The sequence below is a fragment of the Hydrogenophaga sp. IBVHS1 genome, from assembly GCF_002127265.1.
GTDB lineage: Bacteria > Pseudomonadota > Gammaproteobacteria > Burkholderiales > Burkholderiaceae_C > Hydrogenophaga.
On record NZ_NFUU01000001.1, the window covers coordinates 846,820 to 863,005 of the forward strand.

The following is a 16,186-nucleotide window of genomic DNA, read 5'->3' on the forward strand; positions in this document are numbered from 1 at the left end:
GAGAAGCCGTTGCAAGTCCTGCTTGCAGCGGCTTTCTTCATTTCAGTGCTGGCTTGGCTCGCCGAGAGCGGCCGTCAGCTCGTGGGCCAGGTGGCGCACTTCCGATTCGTGCAGCCCGACCAGTTCAAACCGCAGGATGCCTTCGGCAAGCCCGTGTTCCATGACCCAGATGCTGGGTCGACCGGCCTTGAATCGGTGCACCAGTTCCCTGGCTGCCGGCGCACCGCCTGCCAGGGCGAGCCTGACGCGCTGGAACGGCATGCACGTCGGGTCGATCTCCGCGCGCGCCTGGATGCCCGGGCAGGATCGCAGAAGTTCGAGCAGCAGATCCACCTTGCGCTGTTGCTCGAGATTCCACGCAGTGTCATCCCGCCCTTCACGCTCTTCGAGGGCGGCGAGCACCCCCACGATGGCTTCCTTGCTGGCCTTCATGGCGCGGCCGATGCCGCGTTCCTGCGCCCTGAATGCTTCCACGAACGATTGGGTACCCAGCACCAGCCCGGCGGTGGGAGAGGCCAGGTACTTTTGACCGCTCACCAGGACCGCGTCGGCCCCAGTGGCGAGCAAGGCTTGCACGCGAAGGTCCTGTGCGGCACCGTCGATGACGGCGGGGATGCCTCTCGCACGCGCGGCAGACACCGCAACGGCCAGGTCGAGATCGTGAAACGACGTCAGACGCGAGCACACCAGGAGAAGGCAGCACACGCCCGGCGCGTCCAGGGCACGTTCCAGGTCGGGCAACGGAAGCGAGCTTTGGTCGCCGGCCTTGAGCGCACGGCCGCCCGCCAGGCGAATGTCCGTCTCGATGGGGTGGCCGTAGTTCACGCAGTGACCCTCGGGAATCACGACGAGGTGCTTGCGCTCGCCAGCGTCTGGCAGTGCCGCGACGGCCGATTCGTCGGTGCCCGCGATGCAGGCGGCCACAGCCTGGGTAATGGCGGCCGATGTGCAGTGGGTCACCGCGCCCGCCTGGCACCCCGCCCACGAGGCGAGCCTGCGGGAGGCAAGTTGCTGGAGCTCTTCCATGATGAAAAACGAACCCATTGCCAGCGCCGCGCTTTGCGCCACCTGTGTGGATGATCGGGATACGCCCAGCGGCGTGAAGCTGCCTGCCGCATTGATGACGGGCGTGAGCTGGTACTTGAGAGGAAGGTCGTTGTGGCTCATCGACACGAGTCTACCGAGCGACCCGACGATCAGTGCGGCTGCTGCACCCTGACGGCAGCGCCGCTCTCACGCCGGTGCGCATCCAGCACCGACTGCACCCGCGCCGCGAGCTGAGCCCGGTTGTCGGTCTGGAACTTTCTGAATGCGTTGGCCAGGTGGAAGCGCACCGTGGGGTGGCCGACCGAGAGGCGCTGGGCGATGAGCTTGTCGGGGCAGCCGCACGCCACCAGCCAGGCCACTTCGGCCTCGCGCTGGCTCAGGCGGGCGTGGCGTTGCAGCAGGTCTTCGGCGCGTTCGTCTTCGGCCGGCGGCGGCGCCAGATGCGATTGCCAGCGCAACCTGGCCAGCGCGGCGGCCAGCGCCGGCTCCACCATGCGCAGCACCTCGATCTCGTTGCTGTCGAAATTGCCCCGGTGGTGCTGGCGCCAGATGCGCAGGTCGCCCACGCATTCGTCGCCGGCGTAGGCGTAGACGTTCACGCCCCAGTACATGCGGTCGCGCTGCAGGAAGTCGTTGAAGAACTCGGTGCGCATCAGCTCGGGCTGGCGCAGGATCTGTGTGGCCACCGTGGGGCGCCGCCGTTCCATCATGGGGAAGGTGAGGGGGTCGACGAAGCGGTAGTGCTCGTCCCAGGCGCGCAGGTTGTCCTGCGAGATGTTGATCGACTTCACGCGCTCGAAGCGCTGTTGTGTGCCGTTCCAGACGAACGACACATACGTGTCCGCACCCATGAGGTCCAGCATGGGCAGGGCGAGTTGCTCGCGCAGGGCGTCGGCGTCGGTGGCGTCGGCCATCAGGCGCATCACGTCGCGCAGCGCGCGCGTCTGGGAGGTGGACAGGTGCATGCCTAGAGTGAAGCAATAAACGTGCTTGAGCCGCATCGGGTCTTTCCCGCCCCTGCTGCCCCGCCAGGGACCCCTAACAATCCTGATAGGTGCGAAAGCGCCGCGCCGCTCCTACGCTGCGTCCAGTCAAGTCCAAGCACTGGAGTCGCACACATGTCGCAAACAGATCCCATTGGTCAGAGCGTGGTGGCTTTGCGGCGCATGCTCAAGGCGAACACGCTCACCAGCCTGGCGCTGGTCGATGCCCTGATCGCCCGCACCGAGGCAGGCGCTGCCCTCAATGGCTACGTGGCTTTCGATGCCGAGGCGCTGCGAGCCCAGGCACGGCAGGCCGACGCGCGCATGGCGGCCGGCGAAGATCTGCCGCTGCTGGGCATTCCGATCGCGCTCAAGGACAACATTGATGCGATCGGCTGGCCCTGCGGCGCAGGCACGGGGGCCTTGCATGGTCTCTATCCGGTGCAGGACGCCGAACTGGTGCGCCGGCTGCGCGCGGCCGGTGCGCTGATCGCTGGCAAGACCAACATGCATGAACTGGCTTTCGGCATCACGACCAACAACGCGGTGACCGGCGCGGCCCGCAACCCCTGGAACCCGGCGCGCATTCCCGGTGGCAGCAGCGGGGGGTCGGGCGTGGTGGTGGCCGCCGGCATGGTGCCTGCGGCCATCGGCACCGACACCGGTGGCTCCGTGCGCGTGCCTTCGGCGCTCTGCGGGCTGGCCGGGCTGCGGCCCACGGTCGGGCGCGTGCCCGGCACCGGCATTGCACCCATTTCCACCACGCGCGACACCGCCGGCCCCATGGCGCGCAGCATTCTCGATTGCGCCCTGCTGGATGAAGTGCTGACCGGCGACAGCACGCCGCTGACGGTGCCCGATCTGCGCGGTTTGCGGCTGGGTATTCCGGGCGCTGGCTACTGGGATAACCTGGAGCCCGGTGTGGCGCAGGTGGGCTTGCGCACGCTGGAGGCGCTGCGCACCGCAGGTGTGGTGTTGGTGGAAGTGGAGTTGCCCGGTCTGCAGGAAGCCAATGCCGCCGCGAGTTTTCCCGTGGCGCTCTATGAATTCGTGCGCGACATGCGCGCCTACCTGAAAGACGCCAAACGCGGCATCACACTGGAGCAGCTGGTTGCCGACGTGCGCAGCCCCGATGTGGCTGGCCTCGTTCCCGGCCTGCTGGGCGAAGGCGCCATGCCCGAATCGGTGTACCAGGACGCGCTGGCTGCGCGGCAGCGCCTGCAGGCCATCTACGCCGATGCGTTCAAGAAAAGCGGCGTGGCCGCGCTGGTGTTTCTCACCACGGCGCTCACGGCAAAGCCGATTGGCGAGGATGAAACGGTGGAGCTGAATGGTGTGCGTGGCCCCACCTTTGGCACCTTCATTCGCAACACCGACCCCGGCAGCAACGCCGCCATTCCGGGTGTGACGCTGCCCGCTGGACTGAGCGACGGTTTGCCCGTGGGCATTGCGCTGGATGGCCCGGCCGGCAGCGACCGCACGCTGCTGGGCATTGCCGCGGCCATCGAAGCATTGCTGCCACCCGCGCCTCTTGCCCCCTTCGCCCCTTTGCCCATCTGATCTTCGCCACCCAACCAGGAGTCTTTCCATGGACCGTCGTCAATTCGTGAAGTACACCGGCGCATTCGCCGGCAGTTCCGCCGTCGCCACGCTGGGTATCGGGCCCGCGTTCGCCCAAACTGACCTGAAGGTGGCGGTGATGCTGCCGCAGAGCGGGCCGGCCGGGTTGTTCGGTCCTTCGTCGAAGGCCTGCGCCGAGCTGGCCGCTGAAACACTGAACGCGCGCGGCGGTGTGCTGGGTCGCAAGATTTCGCTGCTGTTCGGCGACGCCGGCCTGCCGCCCGCCGAGGCCTCGCAGGCCGCGCTCAAGCTGTGGAAAGGTTCGGGCGCGCAGGCCTTCATCGGCATGCACGACAGCGCCGTGCGCGGCGCACTGGTGGGCCTGTTCAAGGCGCAGGTGCCGTACTTCTACACGCCGGTGTACGAAGGCGGTGAGTGCGCAGCCGGCACCTACGTGAACGGCGAAACGCCGCAGCAGCAGCTGGAGCCCGTCATTCCCTGGCTGGCCGCCGAACGCAAGCCCACCAAGTGGTACATGATCGGCAACGACTACATCTGGGGCCGTACCACCAACGCGGTGGCCAAGGGCTATATCACCAAGACCGGCGCTCAGGTGGTGGGCGACGAATACCTTCCCTTCACCGCCGACAACTTCGACTCCAGCCTGGCTCGCATCCGCGAGAGCGGTGCCGACGCGGTGCTGGTCTCGCTGGTGGGCGGTGCCTCGGTCGGATTCAACAAGGCCTTCGCCAGCTTCGGCCTGGCCGACAAGGCCATCCGCCTGGGCACCCTGATTGAAGAGAACACGCTCGCCGGCATCGGCGTGGCGAGCGCTCGCAACCTGTATTCCAGCGCAGGCTACTTCGCCAACATCACCACGCCAGCCGCCAAGGCGTTTTCCGATGCGTACTTCAAGCGCTTCGGCGCGCAGGCACCCGCACTCAATGGCCTGGCCGAGTCGGTGTACGAAGGTTTCCTGATGCTCGACGCGGTGGCCACCAAGGCGAAGTCGCTGGACGCCAAGGCGCTGGATGCCGCCAGCCAGGGCGCGAGCTACAACGGCCCACGGGGTGCGGTGACCATGCGCGCCCGACACGTGGACCAGGACGTCTATCTCGCCGACGTGAACGACAAGGGCTTCCGCGTGATCAAGACCTTCCCGCGCATCGGCTCAGGCCAGACCTGCAAGGTGTGACCCGGCGATGGAGGGAAGCTGGCTGCTGCACGGCCTGAACATTGCCTACGAGCTCGCCACGCTCGGGCTCACCACGCTGGGCCTGGCGGTGGTGTTCGGGCTGCTGGGCGTGATGAACATGGCGCATGGCGAGTTCGTGATGATCGGCGCGTACTCGGTGGTCACCGTGCAGGCCTGGGGCTGGCCGCTGTTCACCGCGTTTCCGCTCGCGGTGCTGGTGTGCGGTGCGCTGGGCCTGGTGGTGGAGCGCTGGCTGATTCGCCCGCTGTACGCGCGCCCGTTCGACATGCTGCTGGCCACCTGGGGCCTGGCCATGCTGCTGCGCAAGCTGGTGGAGGCCATCTACGGCAAGGGCTACCGCAACGTGGAGAGCCAGCTCGGCGTGCCGATGCAGTTCGGTGGTATTGAATACCCGGCCTACCGGCTGGCGCTCATCGCCCTGGCGGTGTTGCTGCTGGTGAGCCTGTTCTTCTGGTACCGGCGCAGCGCGGCGGGGCTGCGCGTCCGCGCCATGACGAGCAACCCGGTGCTCGCGCAGGCGCTCGGCATCAACACGCAGCGCCTGGCCTCGCAGGCCTTCGTCATTGGCGTGGTGCTGGCCGGCGCGTCGGGCGTGCTGCTCGCTCCGCTGGTGCGCATCGAGCCCGGCATTGGTGTGGACTACCTTCTCGACGCTTTCTTTGTGCTCGTGGTCGGCGGGCTCGGCACGCTCGGTGGCTTCGCCGGTGGCGTGGGCGTGATCGGTGGCTCGCAGGCCGTCATGAGCAGCATCGCGGGCCAGACCAGTGGTTATGCGGTGGTGCTCGTGCTCTCCATCCTGTTCCTGTGGCTGCGGCCCCATGGTCTTTTCGGACGTCGCTGACACCGTGATCCTTGCCAAGCCGTTTGCCGCACCCCTCGCTCTGGCTGCCGCGCTCATTGCGTTGCCGTTCGCCAGCAATGAATTCGTCGCCTACCAGATCGCGCTCTTCCTCATTTACGGCATGGCCACGCAGGGCGTGGCGCTGTGCTGGGGCCGGTTGGGCTTTCTGCCGCTGGGCCATGCGCTGTTTTTCGGGCTGGGTGCCTACCTCACGGGGGGCATGCTCAAGGCCGCCGAGCAGCAGAGTGCCTGGTTCGCCGGGCTGCCGCTGGCGCAGCTGTTGCCGGCTGCGCTGGCCTACGGGGTTGCGCGGCTCATCTTCGCGCGCAGCCATCGAAGCGGGCCGTTTTTCTCGCTCATCACGCTGGCCATGACCATGCTGGGCTTTCTGGCCGCGCAGCAGTGGAGCGATCTCACGGGCGGCTTCAACGGCATGGCCGGCATTCCCGACCTGCCCGGCACCGAACGCTACAGCACGCTCTACTGGCTGGTGGCCGCCTGCGCCGTGGTCACCACGGCGTTGCTCGGTCTGCTTTACCGCCGCCCGCTCGGCGTGCTCTGGAGCGCCATTGCGCTGAACGAAGACCGCCTTCAACTTTTCGGCTTCGCCACCGACCGTATGAAAGCCAACGCGTATGCGCTGTCGGCCTTGCTCGCTGCGGGTGCGGGCGGTTTGTTCGCGGCGCACCAGGGCATCGTCACGCCGCTCACCATGGGCTTTGTGCTGTCGACCGAGTTCGTCATCTGGGCGGCGGTGGGGGGCAAGGCCAGCCCGTTGGGCGCACTGCTGGGCGCCGTGCTGGTGGGGTATGCCTCCAGCGAACTGCGCGACCACTTCAGCTACTGGGAAGTGCTGGTCGGCCTGCTCTTCATCGGCGTGGTGCGCTTCCTGCCGGATGGCGTGGCCGGCATCGGCGCGCGCTTCTTCGGTGGCGCCCCAGGGACGGCACCGCAGCCGGTGATGGCACCCGCGTTGCCGAAGCCCCGTCAAGCACTGAGTCTGTCCTTTGAATCGGTGGCCTGCGGGCAGGGTGGGGTGAAGATTCTCGATGGCCTCACGCTGCGTCTGCAGGGCCCCGGCATCCGATGCGTCATCGGCCCCAACGGTGCGGGAAAAACGTCCACCTTCAATGCCATGACCGGTCGGCTGCCCGTGCGGGCAGGCCGCATCGTGCTCGACGACACCGACATCTCCGGGGCAACCGCCTGGCGCGTGGCGCGGCACGGCGTGGGTCGCAAGATGCAGATTCCCTCGGTGTTCGGTTCGCTCAGCGTGCGCCAGAACCTCGGCATTGCCTTGTGGGTGGCTCGGCTGCGGCCTTCGATGTCGCTCACCCGTGCGCCCCTGGCCTGGCACAGCGCGCTGCAGGACGAATTGCTTCAGCAGTTTCCGGCCTTGAAAGAGCGAATGGATGAACCGGCTGGCAGCCTCTCGCAAGGCCAGCGCCAGGCGCTGGAATTCGTGATGACCGTGTTGCCCGAGCCTCGCCTGGTGCTGCTGGACGAACCCTGTGCAGGCCTCTCGCCAGCCGAGACGCACCAGATGATTGCCACGATCCGCGCGGCCATCACCGCACTGGACGCCGCCGCGCTCGTGATCGAACACGACATCAGCGCCGTGGCGGCCATCGGTGGCGATGTGTTCGTGCTGCACCAGGGCCGCTTGCTGGCGCAGGGAGACCTCGCCACCATCCAGGCAAACCCGGCCGTGCGCGCCGTGTACGCAGGGGGCCGCAAGTGAAGGACTTCAAGTTCGAGAACATCATTTGCGGATACGGCGACACCATGGTGCTGCGCCGCGTAAGCGGGCGCGTGGGGCCCGGCCGGGTACTCGGCATTCTCGGTCGCAATGGTGTGGGCAAGACCACGCTCCTGCGCGCGCTCGCGGGGTTTCTGCCGTTGGCCAGCGGCCAGGTGAATTGGGCAGGGCGAGATCTGCAGGGCGTGCCGCCCCACCGCCGTCTGGCCGAGAGCATCGCGTATGCACCGCAGGAAGAAGTGGTGTTCGCCGAACTCAGTGTGGCGGAGAACCTCTGGCTGCACCTGCCCGAGCGCCAGGGCGATCGTTACGCGCCCATGCTGGCCCAGTTCCCGCGCCTGGCCGAGCGCATGGCGCAACGCGCCGGTTCACTCAGTGGCGGCGAGCGCAAACTGCTGTCTTTTGCGCGAACGCTCGGTTTGCGCGCTGACCTGAGCCTGCTGGACGAACCCACCGAAGGCGTACAGCCGGAGAACATCGAACGCATGGCGACGCTGCTGCGCCATCGCCGAGACGAAGAAGGGGCCGCCTTCATCGTGGTGGAACAGAACCTGTCGTTCCTGATGAGCGTGGCCGACGATGTGCTGGTGCTCGACCATGGAGACTGCGTGCTGCAGGGGCCGCTGGCGAGCTTCGGACGCGATGCGCTGGAGGCGCACCTCGTGGTTTAGGGCCTTGCCTTGTTGACGCGCACCACCACCGTGCCAGCCAGCTTGTCGTGCCAGCCCTGTTTTCTGGGGTCGAATGCCACCCAGAGGAAGCCGAGTCCCAACGGCATGGCAGCGAGAAAGTAGCCGAGGTAGCGACCGACCGACTGGCCCACGGTCAGGCTCTTGCCGGTGCTGGCGTCCACCACGGCAATGGACACGGCCATCTTGCCGGGCGTGGCCTGCTTGTACAGCCAGAACGCAATGGCAAACACCGCTGGCGCCACCCAGGTCAGCAGAAAATCCACTTTGCCCGCCACCAGACCCGTCTGCGCCATGTCGAGATAGGCCCAGCCATAGAAGGCGATGAGCAACGGGAGCGTAATGCACACGATCACCACGGTGTCGATGAGCGTGGCGAGCAGGCGGACCCAAAAGCCTGCGTAGGAACGGACGTCGTGGTTCATGAGACTTTGAAGGAGGCGGGTGGAGTGAGATTCCGGATGCTAGTCACCCGCAATGCGTTGTTGCCTGATCCGGCACCAGCCACCAGGTTGGCCTACAGGGCGATGCATTTCAGGAATCAACGATCGCAGTTGTGGGGGGCTTTTCTGAGCTGCCGGTCATTCCAAGAGCCTGCGCTTACACTGCGCCTTCTTTTTTCAGGCCTCACGTTCATGCCCGAGTCTTCTCCCGACCACACGCTCCAGATCAAGCCGGTGCCGGCGCGGCGCACGTTCGAGCTGGTGGTCAACCGCATTCGTGAACAGTTGGCGAATGGCGCGCTCAAGCCGGGCGACAAGCTGCCTTCAGAGAAAGACCTCGCTGAGCAACTGGGTGTGGGGCGCAATGCGGTGCGCGAGGCGCTGCGCAACCTGGAGAACGCGGGCCTGATCGCCATGGAACTGGGCGTGAAGGGTGGGGCGTTCATCCGGGAGGGGGACACCACAGGCAAGGTGACACAGGTGATGAGCGACATGGTTCACCTGGGCTCGATCTCGGTGGACGACCTGACCGAACTGCGCATTCACCTGCTCGACGTGGTGGTGCGCCTGGCGTGCGAGCGCGCCACGGAAGAAGATTTCGCCGCGCTCAAGGACATCGTGGACAAGACCGCATCGACCTTGTCCGACCCGAGCTACGAACAGCGACTGGCTTACTCGCTGGAGTTCTACCGCATCCTGGCCAGGGCCACGCGCAACCGGGCGATCAGCATGGTAGTGGACTCCATCAGCGACACGGTGGGCCGCCTTCTGGGCCCCACGTACTTCTCGCCGGTGGAGCTGGCGGCGGCGCGCCAACGGTTTTACGAGCGGTTCGTTCGCCGAGATGCCGACGGCGCCAGCCGCGAACTTCGCTCGCTGCTGGTGGCCCTGCGCGATCTGGCCAAGAGCCTCAACCTCGGCTCAGGTCGCTGACCGGGCGAGCCTTCCAGACCCTCTGTTTTTTGGGATACGGGTTTACCCCCATGGCGTAATTTCGATCGTCTTTCAAAATAGTGGGACCTTTTAAAGGTCGGACATTTAAAAACTATCTGGAGACGAAATTTTGGGAGGCTGCTCCGCGGGAGACGGGTGCGGTCGGGCCTTGGCCACCGCTGCCTCCCACAAGCGCCCTGTCATGGAATATTTCATCGTTGCCCTGCTCAACGGCGTGAGCTACGGCCTGCTGTTGTTCATGCTGTCCTCAGGCCTCACGCTCATCTTCAGCATGATGGGCGTGCTGAATTTCGCGCACGCCAGCTTCTACATGCTGGGCGCCTATTTCGCCTACGCCATCAGCACCTACCTGGGTTTCTGGGTCGGTCTGTTTGTGGCACCGCTCGCGGTGGGTGCCATTGGTGCGCTGGTTGAACGCCATGGCCTGCGCGTGGTGCACAAGCATGGCCACATCGCCGAGCTGCTTTTCACCTTCGGCCTGGCCTACATGATCGTGGAGGTGGTGCAGGTGATCTGGGGCCGCATGACGATGCCCTACGCCGCGCCGGTGGAGCTGGATCGCCCGCTGTTCACCCTGTTCTCCACCACCTTCCCGGCCTACCGCGGCTTCATGATGCTGGTGGCGCTGCTGATGCTGCTCTCCATCTACCTGCTGCTCAAGAAGACGCGCATCGGGCTCGTGATCCAGGCGGCGCTCACGCACCCCGAGTCGGTGGAGGCGCTGGGCCACAACGTGCCGCGCGTGTTCACCATGGTTTTCGGCGGCGGCGCGGCGCTGGCCGGTCTGGCCGGCGTGATTGGCGGCAATGCCTTCGTGACGGAGCCTTCCATGGCGGCGGCGGTGGGCAGCATCATTTTCGTGGTGGTGGTCATCGGCGGGCTGGGCTCGCTGGTGGGTGCGCTGCTGGCTTCCCTGCTCATCGGCGTGGTGCAGACCTTCGCCGTGTCCATGGACTATTCGTTGCTCACGCTGGTGAGCCGCTGGGGCGTGGTGATCGACGAATCGACACCGGCCTACGACCTCTTCAAGCTCACCGTGGCGCAGGTGGCGCCGATCCTGCCCTACGTGCTGCTGATCCTGGTGCTGGTGTTCCGGCCACGTGGTCTGCTCGGAACGCGGGAGACCTGAACCATGAACAACGTCCTCCTGAAACACGGGCTCCCATGGGTGGCACTGGCGCTGGTGGTGGTGTTCGCACCGCTGGTGTTCAACAGCTCGGCGTCGATCTATTTCCTCTCGACGATGGGCATCCTCATCTTGTTCTGCCTGTCGTACAACATGCTGCTGGGGCAGGGCGGCATGCTCTCCTTTGGCCATGCGGTGTATTCGGGCCTTGGCGCACATTTCGCCATCCACGCCATGAACATGGCCACCAACGGCGCGCTGTGGATTCCGGTCTATCTGATTCCTCTGGTGGGTGGTGTGGCGGGCCTGCTGTTCGGCGCGCTGTTCGGCCTGATCATGACGAAGAAGGCCGGCATGACCTTCGCCATGATCACGCTCGGCATTGGCGAGCTGGTTTATGCGCTGTCGCACATGTTCCCCAGTTTCTTCGGCGGCGAAGGTGGCCTGTCCACCAACCGCAGCTATGGGGAACCGCTGTTCGGTCTGTCCTTCGGGCCACAGATTCAGGTGTATTACCTCATTGCGCTCTGGCTCGTGCTCAGCACGGTGGTGATGTACGCCTTCACGCAGACGCCGCTGGGGCGCATAGCCAACGCGGTGCGCGACAACCCCGAGCGCGCCGAGTTCATCGGCTACGACACGCGGCGCGTGCGCTACATCGTGCTGGTGCTGGCCACCTTCTTCGCGGGTGTGGCAGGTGGCCTGTCGGCCATCAACTTCGAGGTGGTGAGCGCCGAGAGCCTGAGCGCCCAGCGCTCGGCAGACGCGCTGATCCTCACCTTCATCGGCGGCACCACCAGCTTCGCCGGCCCCATCGTGGGTGCGGTGGTGGGCGGGTTCCTCATGCACAAACTGTCGGACTTCACCGGGGCCTGGCAGTTCTACCTGGGTGCCTTCTTCGTGCTGTTCGTGATGTACGCGCCCGCTGGTCTCACCGGCTTGATCACGTCGAACTGGCGCGTGCTGCGCTCGGGCCGATTCGGCCGTGTCGCTCCTCACTGGATCTCGGTGGTGCTGGCGGCCACGCTCATCGCGCTGGGCACCGTCATCCTGGTGGAGCTGGCGTACATCAACGCCTTCGGCACCAGCAAGGCCGCTGCGGCGCGGTTGCTGGAGCGGCTGGGCGACAACGGCATGTGGATCGGAGCGGGGGTGGGTGCGGCGCTGGTGCTGCTGGGCTCGCTCTGGCTGCGCGCGCGCAAGGCGGCCTTTGTGAATGCCTGGGATGGCGTGAACGCCGAGATCGACGCGCAAGACCTGGAAGGCCGGAAATCATGAATGCACCCGCCATCGAACTGCGCGACGTGCGCAAGCGCTTCGGCGTCACCGAGATCATTCGCGGCGCCAACCTGGTGGTGCCGGCAGGCGAACGCTTCGCCATCATCGGCCCCAACGGCGCGGGCAAGACCACGCTGTTCAACCTCATCTCGGGCCGTTTCGGCCTGAGCTCCGGCGAGATCCTGCTCAAGGGCCAGTCCATCGTGGGACTGAAGCCGTTCGAGATCAACCGCGCGGGCCTCTCGCGCAGTTTCCAGATCACCAACATCTTTCACCGCCTGAGCGTGTATGAAAACCTGCGCTGCGCGGTCATGTGGTCGCTCGGCTACCGCTATTCGTTCTGGCAGCGCCTGGGCGGCCTGAAGGACGTGCGCGAACAGGCCGAGGCCATCCTGGAGCAGACCGGCCTTACGGCCAAGCGCGACGTGGCCGCCGGCTTGTTGCCTTATGCCGAACAACGCGCTCTGGAGATCGGCGTGACGGTGGCCGGTGGTGCCGAGGTGATCCTGCTCGACGAGCCCACCGCCGGCATGAGCCGTTCGGAATCCGACGCGGCGGTGGACCTGATTCGCCGCATGACGGTGGGCAAGACGCTGCTGATGGTTGAGCACGACATGGGCGTGGTGTTTGGCCTGGCCGACAAGATCGCGGTGGTGGTGTACGGCGAGGTGATCGCCTGCGACACGCCCGAGCGCATCCGCTCCAACGCCGCTGTGCAGGAAGCCTATCTGGGCACCACAGCTAACGAGGAAGCATCGGCATGAGCGCGGTCAACACTTCCAGTCCCCTGCTCGAACTGCGCGACGTCCATGGCTTCTACGGCAAGAGCCACGTGCTGCATGGGTTGAATCTTCATGTGGGGCAAGGCGAGATCGTCAGCCTGCTGGGCCGCAATGGCGTGGGCCGCTCCACGGCCGTGAAGGCGGCCATGGGGCAGGTGCAGGCCACCGGCTCCATCCGTTTCAAAGGTGAGGAAATCCTTGGCCTCAAGGCGTTCCAGATTGCACACCGTGGCCTGGGCTATGTACCCGAAAGCCGCGACATCTATCCCACGCTCACTGTGGAGCAGAACCTGATGCTGGGCGAGAAGAAGGGCAAGGCTTCGCGCTGGTCGATGGACGACATGTACACGTTGTTCCCTCGTCTGAAGGAGCGGCGCCACACGGCGGCCGGTGTGCTTTCGGGCGGGGAGCAGCAGATGCTCACGCTGTGCCGCACGCTCATGGGCGACCCCGATCTCATCATGATCGATGAGCCCACCGAGGGCCTCGCGCCCAAGATCGTCGAACAGGTGGGCGCTTACCTCGAAGAGCTTCGCCGGCGCGGCATCTCGGTGCTGCTGGTCGAGCAGAAGCTGGCCATCGCCATGCAGATTTCCCAACGCGTCTATGTCATGGGACACGGCGCCATCGTCTTCGAGGGCACGCCCTCGGACCTCCAGCGCAACAGCCAGATCCGCAAGGAATGGCTGGAGGTGTAGCGATTCGCTCTCTGGCTTTGCACCATCCACCCTTCAAGGAGACACCATGAAAACTTTCCTCCGTTCCGCCACCGGCCTGGCCGTCGCACTGGCCTGCTCGGCATCCTGGGCCGAGGTCGTGAAGATCGCGCACATCGATCCTTTCTCCGGCCCGGCTGCGGCCATCGTGGAGAACGCCAACAAGACACTGCGCATGGTGGTGGAGATCGCCAACAAGGAGAACTGGGCGTCCGGCCACACCTACGAAGTGGTGAACTTCGACGGCAAGGGCAGCCCGCAGGAATCGCTGCAGCAGCTCAAGAGCGCTTCAGACCAGGGCATCCGCTACATCGCCCACGCCCACAGCTCGGCTGTGGCCGCCGCGCTCATCGACGCCATCAACCGCCACAACGAGCGCAACCCGGGCAAGGAACTTGTCTACCTGGACGTGACCAACGGCGCACCCGAACTCACCAACGAGAAGTGCAGCTTCTGGCACTTCCGCTTCGACTCGCACCAGGACATGAAGACGCAGGGCCTGGTGAGCTACATGGCCACGTTGCCCGATCTCAAGAAGATCTACCTGATCAACCAGAACTACTCCACCGGCCAGCAGACCAGTGCCGGCGTGAAGGCCGTGCTCAAGCAGAAGCGGCCGGACGTGGAAATCGTCGGTGACGACCTGCACCCCATGCTCGCGGTGAAGGATTTCGCGCCCTACGTGGCCAAGATCAAGGCCTCGGGCGCCCAAGCGGTGGTCACCGCCAACTGGAGCGCCGACCTGACGCTGCTGATCAAGGCCGCGAAGGACGCGAGCCTGAAGGTGCCCTTCTTCACCTACAACGCCGCCACCACCGGCGCGCCCACCGCGCTGGCCTCGGCCAACGCCGAGGACGTGAAGCTCATCACCTACTGGAACCCGAACGACTACCCGAACGAGAGCAAGAAGGTGATGGAGCCGTTCCGCGCCAAATACAACGACGACTTCGTCGTGCTGCCGTACTACAGCACCATGAAACTGCTCTCGGCCGCCATGGCCAAGGCCAAGTCCACCGAGCCACTGGCCGTGGCTCGCGCGCTCGAAGGCCTGAAGGTCATGAGCATGAACGGCGAAATCGAGATGCGAAAGATGGACCACCAGATCCAGCAGTCGCAGGTGGTCTCAACCTGGACCAAGGCCGACGGCAAGGCTGTGAAGTACGACCTGGAGAAAACCGGCTACGGCTGGAAGACGCTGCAGAAGCTGGAGCCCTATGTGTCTTCGCTGCCCACCTCCTGCCAGATGAAGCGACCGGGCTGAACGCCCCTCCACCAGGACACACACCATGGGAAGCATTCAAACCCAGTTCAAGCCGCCCGCGTTCCTGAACGGCCAGCCCAAGCTGCTGCTGATCGACGGGCAGCTGGTGCCTGCCGCTTCGGGCAAGACCTTCAAGACCTGGAACCCGAGCACCGGCAAGGTGCTGGCCGAAGTGGCCGAGGCGGGCGCTGAAGACATCCACCGCGCGGTGGCCGCTGCGCGCCGCGCCTTCGAGGGCCCGTGGAGCAAGTTCAAGCCGTTCGACCGCCAGGCCGTGCTGCTCAAGCTGGCCGACCTGCTCGACCAGCACTTCGAGGAACTCTCCACCCTGGACACCCTGGACATGGGCGGCCCCATTGCCCGCACCTCGGCCGGGCGCCGCCGTGGCATTGCCCTGCTGCGCTACTACGCCGGGCTGGCCACGGCCACCCACGGCCACACCATCGACAACTCGGTCGACGGCAACGTGTTCTCCTACACCCTGAAGGAGCCGGTGGGCGTGGTGGCGGCCATCAACCCCTGGAACGGCCCGCTGGGCCTGGCCATCTGGAAGATCGCCCCGGCGCTGGCCACCGGTTGCACCATGGTGCTCAAGCCCGCCGAGCAGGCGCCGCTGTCACCGCTGCGCCTGGGCGAGCTCTGCCTGGAGGCGGGTATTCCGCCCGGTGTGGTCAACGTGGTGACCGGCTTCGGTGAAGCCGGTGCGGCGCTGGCCGCGCACCCCGATGTGGACAAGATCGCCTTCACCGGCTCCACCGAAGTGGGCCAGCACATCGTGCGCGCCTCGGCCGGCAACATGAAGCGTGTCTCGGTCGAGCTCGGCGGCAAGTCGCCCAACATCGTGTTTGCCGATGCCGACCTGGACGAGGCGGTGCCCGGCGCGGCCATGGCCGTGTTCAACAACTCAGGGCAGATCTGCAGCGCGGGCACGCGCCTGTTTGTGGAGCGCAGCATCCACGACGAGTTTGTTGAACGCGTGGCGGCCTTCGCCAAGACCCTTCGCGTGGGCGATCCGCTGGACCCGAGCACCCAGCTCGGCCCGCTGGTGAGCGATTCGCAGCTCGAGCGCGTGACCGGCTATCTGGCGGCGGGCAAGGCCGAAGGGGCCAAGGCGCTCTCGGGCGGAGCGCGCATCACCGAAGGGGCGCTGGCCGAGGGTTACTTCGTGGCGCCCACGATCTTTGCGGGGGTGAACGACGGCATGAGCATTGCGCGCGAGGAGATCTTCGGGCCGGTGATCTCGGCGATGCCGTTTGACGACGTGGACGAAGTGATCCGGCGGGGCAACGACACGCCGTACGGGCTGGGCAGCGGGGTGTGGACGCGCGACATCAGCAACGCGCAGCGCGTCTCGCGCGGGCTGCGCACGGGCACGGTGTGGGTGAACTGCTACCAGACGATGGACCCGGCGGTGCCCTTCGGTGGCTACAAGATGAGTGGCTATGGCCGCGAGTCGGGCGCCGAGCACATGGAAGAGTACTTGCAGACCAAGGCGGTGTGGCTCAAGGGCCACCCCATGAAGCGCTGAGTT

At 65.8% G+C, this 16,186-nt stretch carries 15 protein-coding genes; 12 read left to right on the plus strand and 3 right to left on the minus strand.

All coding sequences use genetic code 11. From position 1 onward, the window contains the following. Positions 1 to 42: 42 nt before the first annotated feature. Both CAP37_RS04155 and CAP37_RS04160 read right to left on the minus strand, forming a co-directional pair. Positions 43 to 1,167 carry a threonine aldolase gene (locus CAP37_RS04155; protein WP_143435878.1) on the minus strand — a complete coding sequence of 375 codons (1,125 nt, stop codon included), beginning with the start codon at positions 1,165 to 1,167 and terminating at the stop codon, positions 43 to 45. 29 nt (positions 1,168 to 1,196) lie between these two features. After that, positions 1,197 to 2,012, minus strand: coding sequence for a helix-turn-helix transcriptional regulator (locus tag CAP37_RS04160; protein ID WP_086123006.1), 816 nt, complete (start codon positions 2,010 to 2,012; stop codon positions 1,197 to 1,199). A gap of 153 nt (positions 2,013 to 2,165) precedes the next feature. Here CAP37_RS04160 and iaaH point away from each other — a divergent pair, with 153 nt between their 5' ends. The 5 genes from iaaH to CAP37_RS04185 are packed head-to-tail and all read left to right on the plus strand — an operon-like array spanning position 2,166 to position 8,077. After that, positions 2,166 to 3,590 carry an indoleacetamide hydrolase gene (iaaH, locus tag CAP37_RS04165; protein ID WP_086123007.1) on the plus strand — a complete coding sequence of 475 codons (1,425 nt, stop codon included), beginning with the start codon at positions 2,166 to 2,168 and terminating at the stop codon, positions 3,588 to 3,590. Between the two features lie 28 nt (positions 3,591 to 3,618). Beyond that, positions 3,619 to 4,785 carry a substrate-binding domain-containing protein gene (locus CAP37_RS04170; protein ID WP_086123008.1) on the plus strand — a complete coding sequence of 389 codons (1,167 nt, stop codon included), beginning with the start codon at positions 3,619 to 3,621 and terminating at the stop codon, positions 4,783 to 4,785. 7 nt (positions 4,786 to 4,792) lie between these two features. Then, positions 4,793 to 5,647, plus strand: coding sequence for a branched-chain amino acid ABC transporter permease (locus CAP37_RS04175; protein ID WP_086123009.1), 855 nt, complete (start codon positions 4,793 to 4,795; stop codon positions 5,645 to 5,647). After that, a complete protein-coding gene (locus tag CAP37_RS04180; RefSeq protein ID WP_086123010.1) occupies positions 5,625 to 7,388 on the plus strand; it encodes an ATP-binding cassette domain-containing protein in 1,764 nt (587 codons plus the stop codon). The genes CAP37_RS04175 and CAP37_RS04180 overlap by 23 nt, the downstream gene beginning before the upstream one ends. Continuing rightward, positions 7,385 to 8,077 (plus strand): ABC transporter ATP-binding protein, encoded by a 693-nt coding sequence (locus CAP37_RS04185; protein WP_256926866.1) that lies wholly within the window; start codon positions 7,385 to 7,387, stop codon positions 8,075 to 8,077. The genes CAP37_RS04180 and CAP37_RS04185 overlap by 4 nt, the downstream gene beginning before the upstream one ends. Here CAP37_RS04185 and CAP37_RS04190 read toward each other — a convergent pair. Then, on the minus strand, positions 8,074 to 8,520 hold the full coding sequence (locus tag CAP37_RS04190; protein ID WP_086123011.1) for an RDD family protein: 447 nt from the start codon (positions 8,518 to 8,520) through the stop codon (positions 8,074 to 8,076). The genes CAP37_RS04185 and CAP37_RS04190 overlap by 4 nt on opposite strands. A 210-nt stretch (positions 8,521 to 8,730) precedes the next feature. Between CAP37_RS04190 and CAP37_RS04195 the strand changes: the two genes are divergently transcribed. From CAP37_RS04195 to CAP37_RS04225, 7 genes are all read left to right on the plus strand, one after another. Further along, positions 8,731 to 9,471: a FadR/GntR family transcriptional regulator gene (locus tag CAP37_RS04195; RefSeq protein WP_179190127.1), complete on the plus strand. Its 741-nt coding sequence runs from the start codon at positions 8,731 to 8,733 to the stop codon at positions 9,469 to 9,471. Between the two features lie 202 nt (positions 9,472 to 9,673). Next, positions 9,674 to 10,621, plus strand: coding sequence for a branched-chain amino acid ABC transporter permease (locus CAP37_RS04200; RefSeq protein WP_086123013.1), 948 nt, complete (start codon positions 9,674 to 9,676; stop codon positions 10,619 to 10,621). A 3-nt stretch (positions 10,622 to 10,624) separates the two neighbouring features. Beyond that, positions 10,625 to 11,896 (plus strand): branched-chain amino acid ABC transporter permease, encoded by a 1,272-nt coding sequence (locus tag CAP37_RS04205; RefSeq protein WP_086123014.1) that lies wholly within the window; start codon positions 10,625 to 10,627, stop codon positions 11,894 to 11,896. Beyond that, positions 11,893 to 12,660, plus strand: coding sequence for an ABC transporter ATP-binding protein (locus CAP37_RS04210; RefSeq protein ID WP_086123015.1), 768 nt, complete (start codon positions 11,893 to 11,895; stop codon positions 12,658 to 12,660). Before CAP37_RS04205 ends, CAP37_RS04210 begins: the two co-directional genes overlap by 4 nt. Next, on the plus strand, positions 12,657 to 13,376 hold the full coding sequence (locus tag CAP37_RS04215) for an ABC transporter ATP-binding protein (protein WP_086123016.1): 720 nt from the start codon (positions 12,657 to 12,659) through the stop codon (positions 13,374 to 13,376). The genes CAP37_RS04210 and CAP37_RS04215 overlap by 4 nt, the downstream gene beginning before the upstream one ends. Before the next feature lie 46 nt (positions 13,377 to 13,422). Further along, positions 13,423 to 14,655, plus strand: a complete 1,233-nt coding sequence (locus CAP37_RS04220) for a branched-chain amino acid ABC transporter substrate-binding protein (RefSeq protein WP_086123017.1) — start codon at positions 13,423 to 13,425, stop codon at positions 14,653 to 14,655. A gap of 25 nt (positions 14,656 to 14,680) precedes the next feature. Beyond that, the gene (locus tag CAP37_RS04225; RefSeq protein ID WP_086123018.1) at positions 14,681 to 16,183 is read left to right on the plus strand and encodes an aldehyde dehydrogenase family protein; all 1,503 of its coding nucleotides are present in this window, start codon (positions 14,681 to 14,683) and stop codon (positions 16,181 to 16,183) included. Positions 16,184 to 16,186 lie beyond the last annotated feature (3 nt).

Coding starts and splice junctions, on each gene's coding strand:
- CAP37_RS04155 (WP_143435878.1), bottom strand. CDS start 1,167: ATGAGCCACAACGACCTTCCTCTCAAGTACCAGCTCACGCCCGTCATC.
- CAP37_RS04160 (WP_086123006.1), bottom strand. CDS start 2,012: ATGCACCTGTCCACCTCCCAGACGCGCGCGCTGCGCGACGTGATGCGC.
- iaaH (WP_086123007.1), top strand. CDS start 2,166: ATGTCGCAAACAGATCCCATTGGTCAGAGCGTGGTGGCTTTGCGGCGC.
- CAP37_RS04170 (WP_086123008.1), top strand. CDS start 3,619: ATGGACCGTCGTCAATTCGTGAAGTACACCGGCGCATTCGCCGGCAGT.
- CAP37_RS04175 (WP_086123009.1), top strand. CDS start 4,793: ATGGAGGGAAGCTGGCTGCTGCACGGCCTGAACATTGCCTACGAGCTC.
- CAP37_RS04180 (WP_086123010.1), top strand. CDS start 5,625: ATGGTCTTTTCGGACGTCGCTGACACCGTGATCCTTGCCAAGCCGTTT.
- CAP37_RS04190 (WP_086123011.1), bottom strand. CDS start 8,520: ATGAACCACGACGTCCGTTCCTACGCAGGCTTTTGGGTCCGCCTGCTC.
- CAP37_RS04195 (WP_179190127.1), top strand. CDS start 8,731: ATGCCCGAGTCTTCTCCCGACCACACGCTCCAGATCAAGCCGGTGCCG.
- CAP37_RS04200 (WP_086123013.1), top strand. CDS start 9,674: ATGGAATATTTCATCGTTGCCCTGCTCAACGGCGTGAGCTACGGCCTG.
- CAP37_RS04205 (WP_086123014.1), top strand. CDS start 10,625: ATGAACAACGTCCTCCTGAAACACGGGCTCCCATGGGTGGCACTGGCG.
- CAP37_RS04210 (WP_086123015.1), top strand. CDS start 11,893: ATGAATGCACCCGCCATCGAACTGCGCGACGTGCGCAAGCGCTTCGGC.
- CAP37_RS04215 (WP_086123016.1), top strand. CDS start 12,657: ATGAGCGCGGTCAACACTTCCAGTCCCCTGCTCGAACTGCGCGACGTC.
- CAP37_RS04220 (WP_086123017.1), top strand. CDS start 13,423: ATGAAAACTTTCCTCCGTTCCGCCACCGGCCTGGCCGTCGCACTGGCC.
- CAP37_RS04225 (WP_086123018.1), top strand. CDS start 14,681: ATGGGAAGCATTCAAACCCAGTTCAAGCCGCCCGCGTTCCTGAACGGC.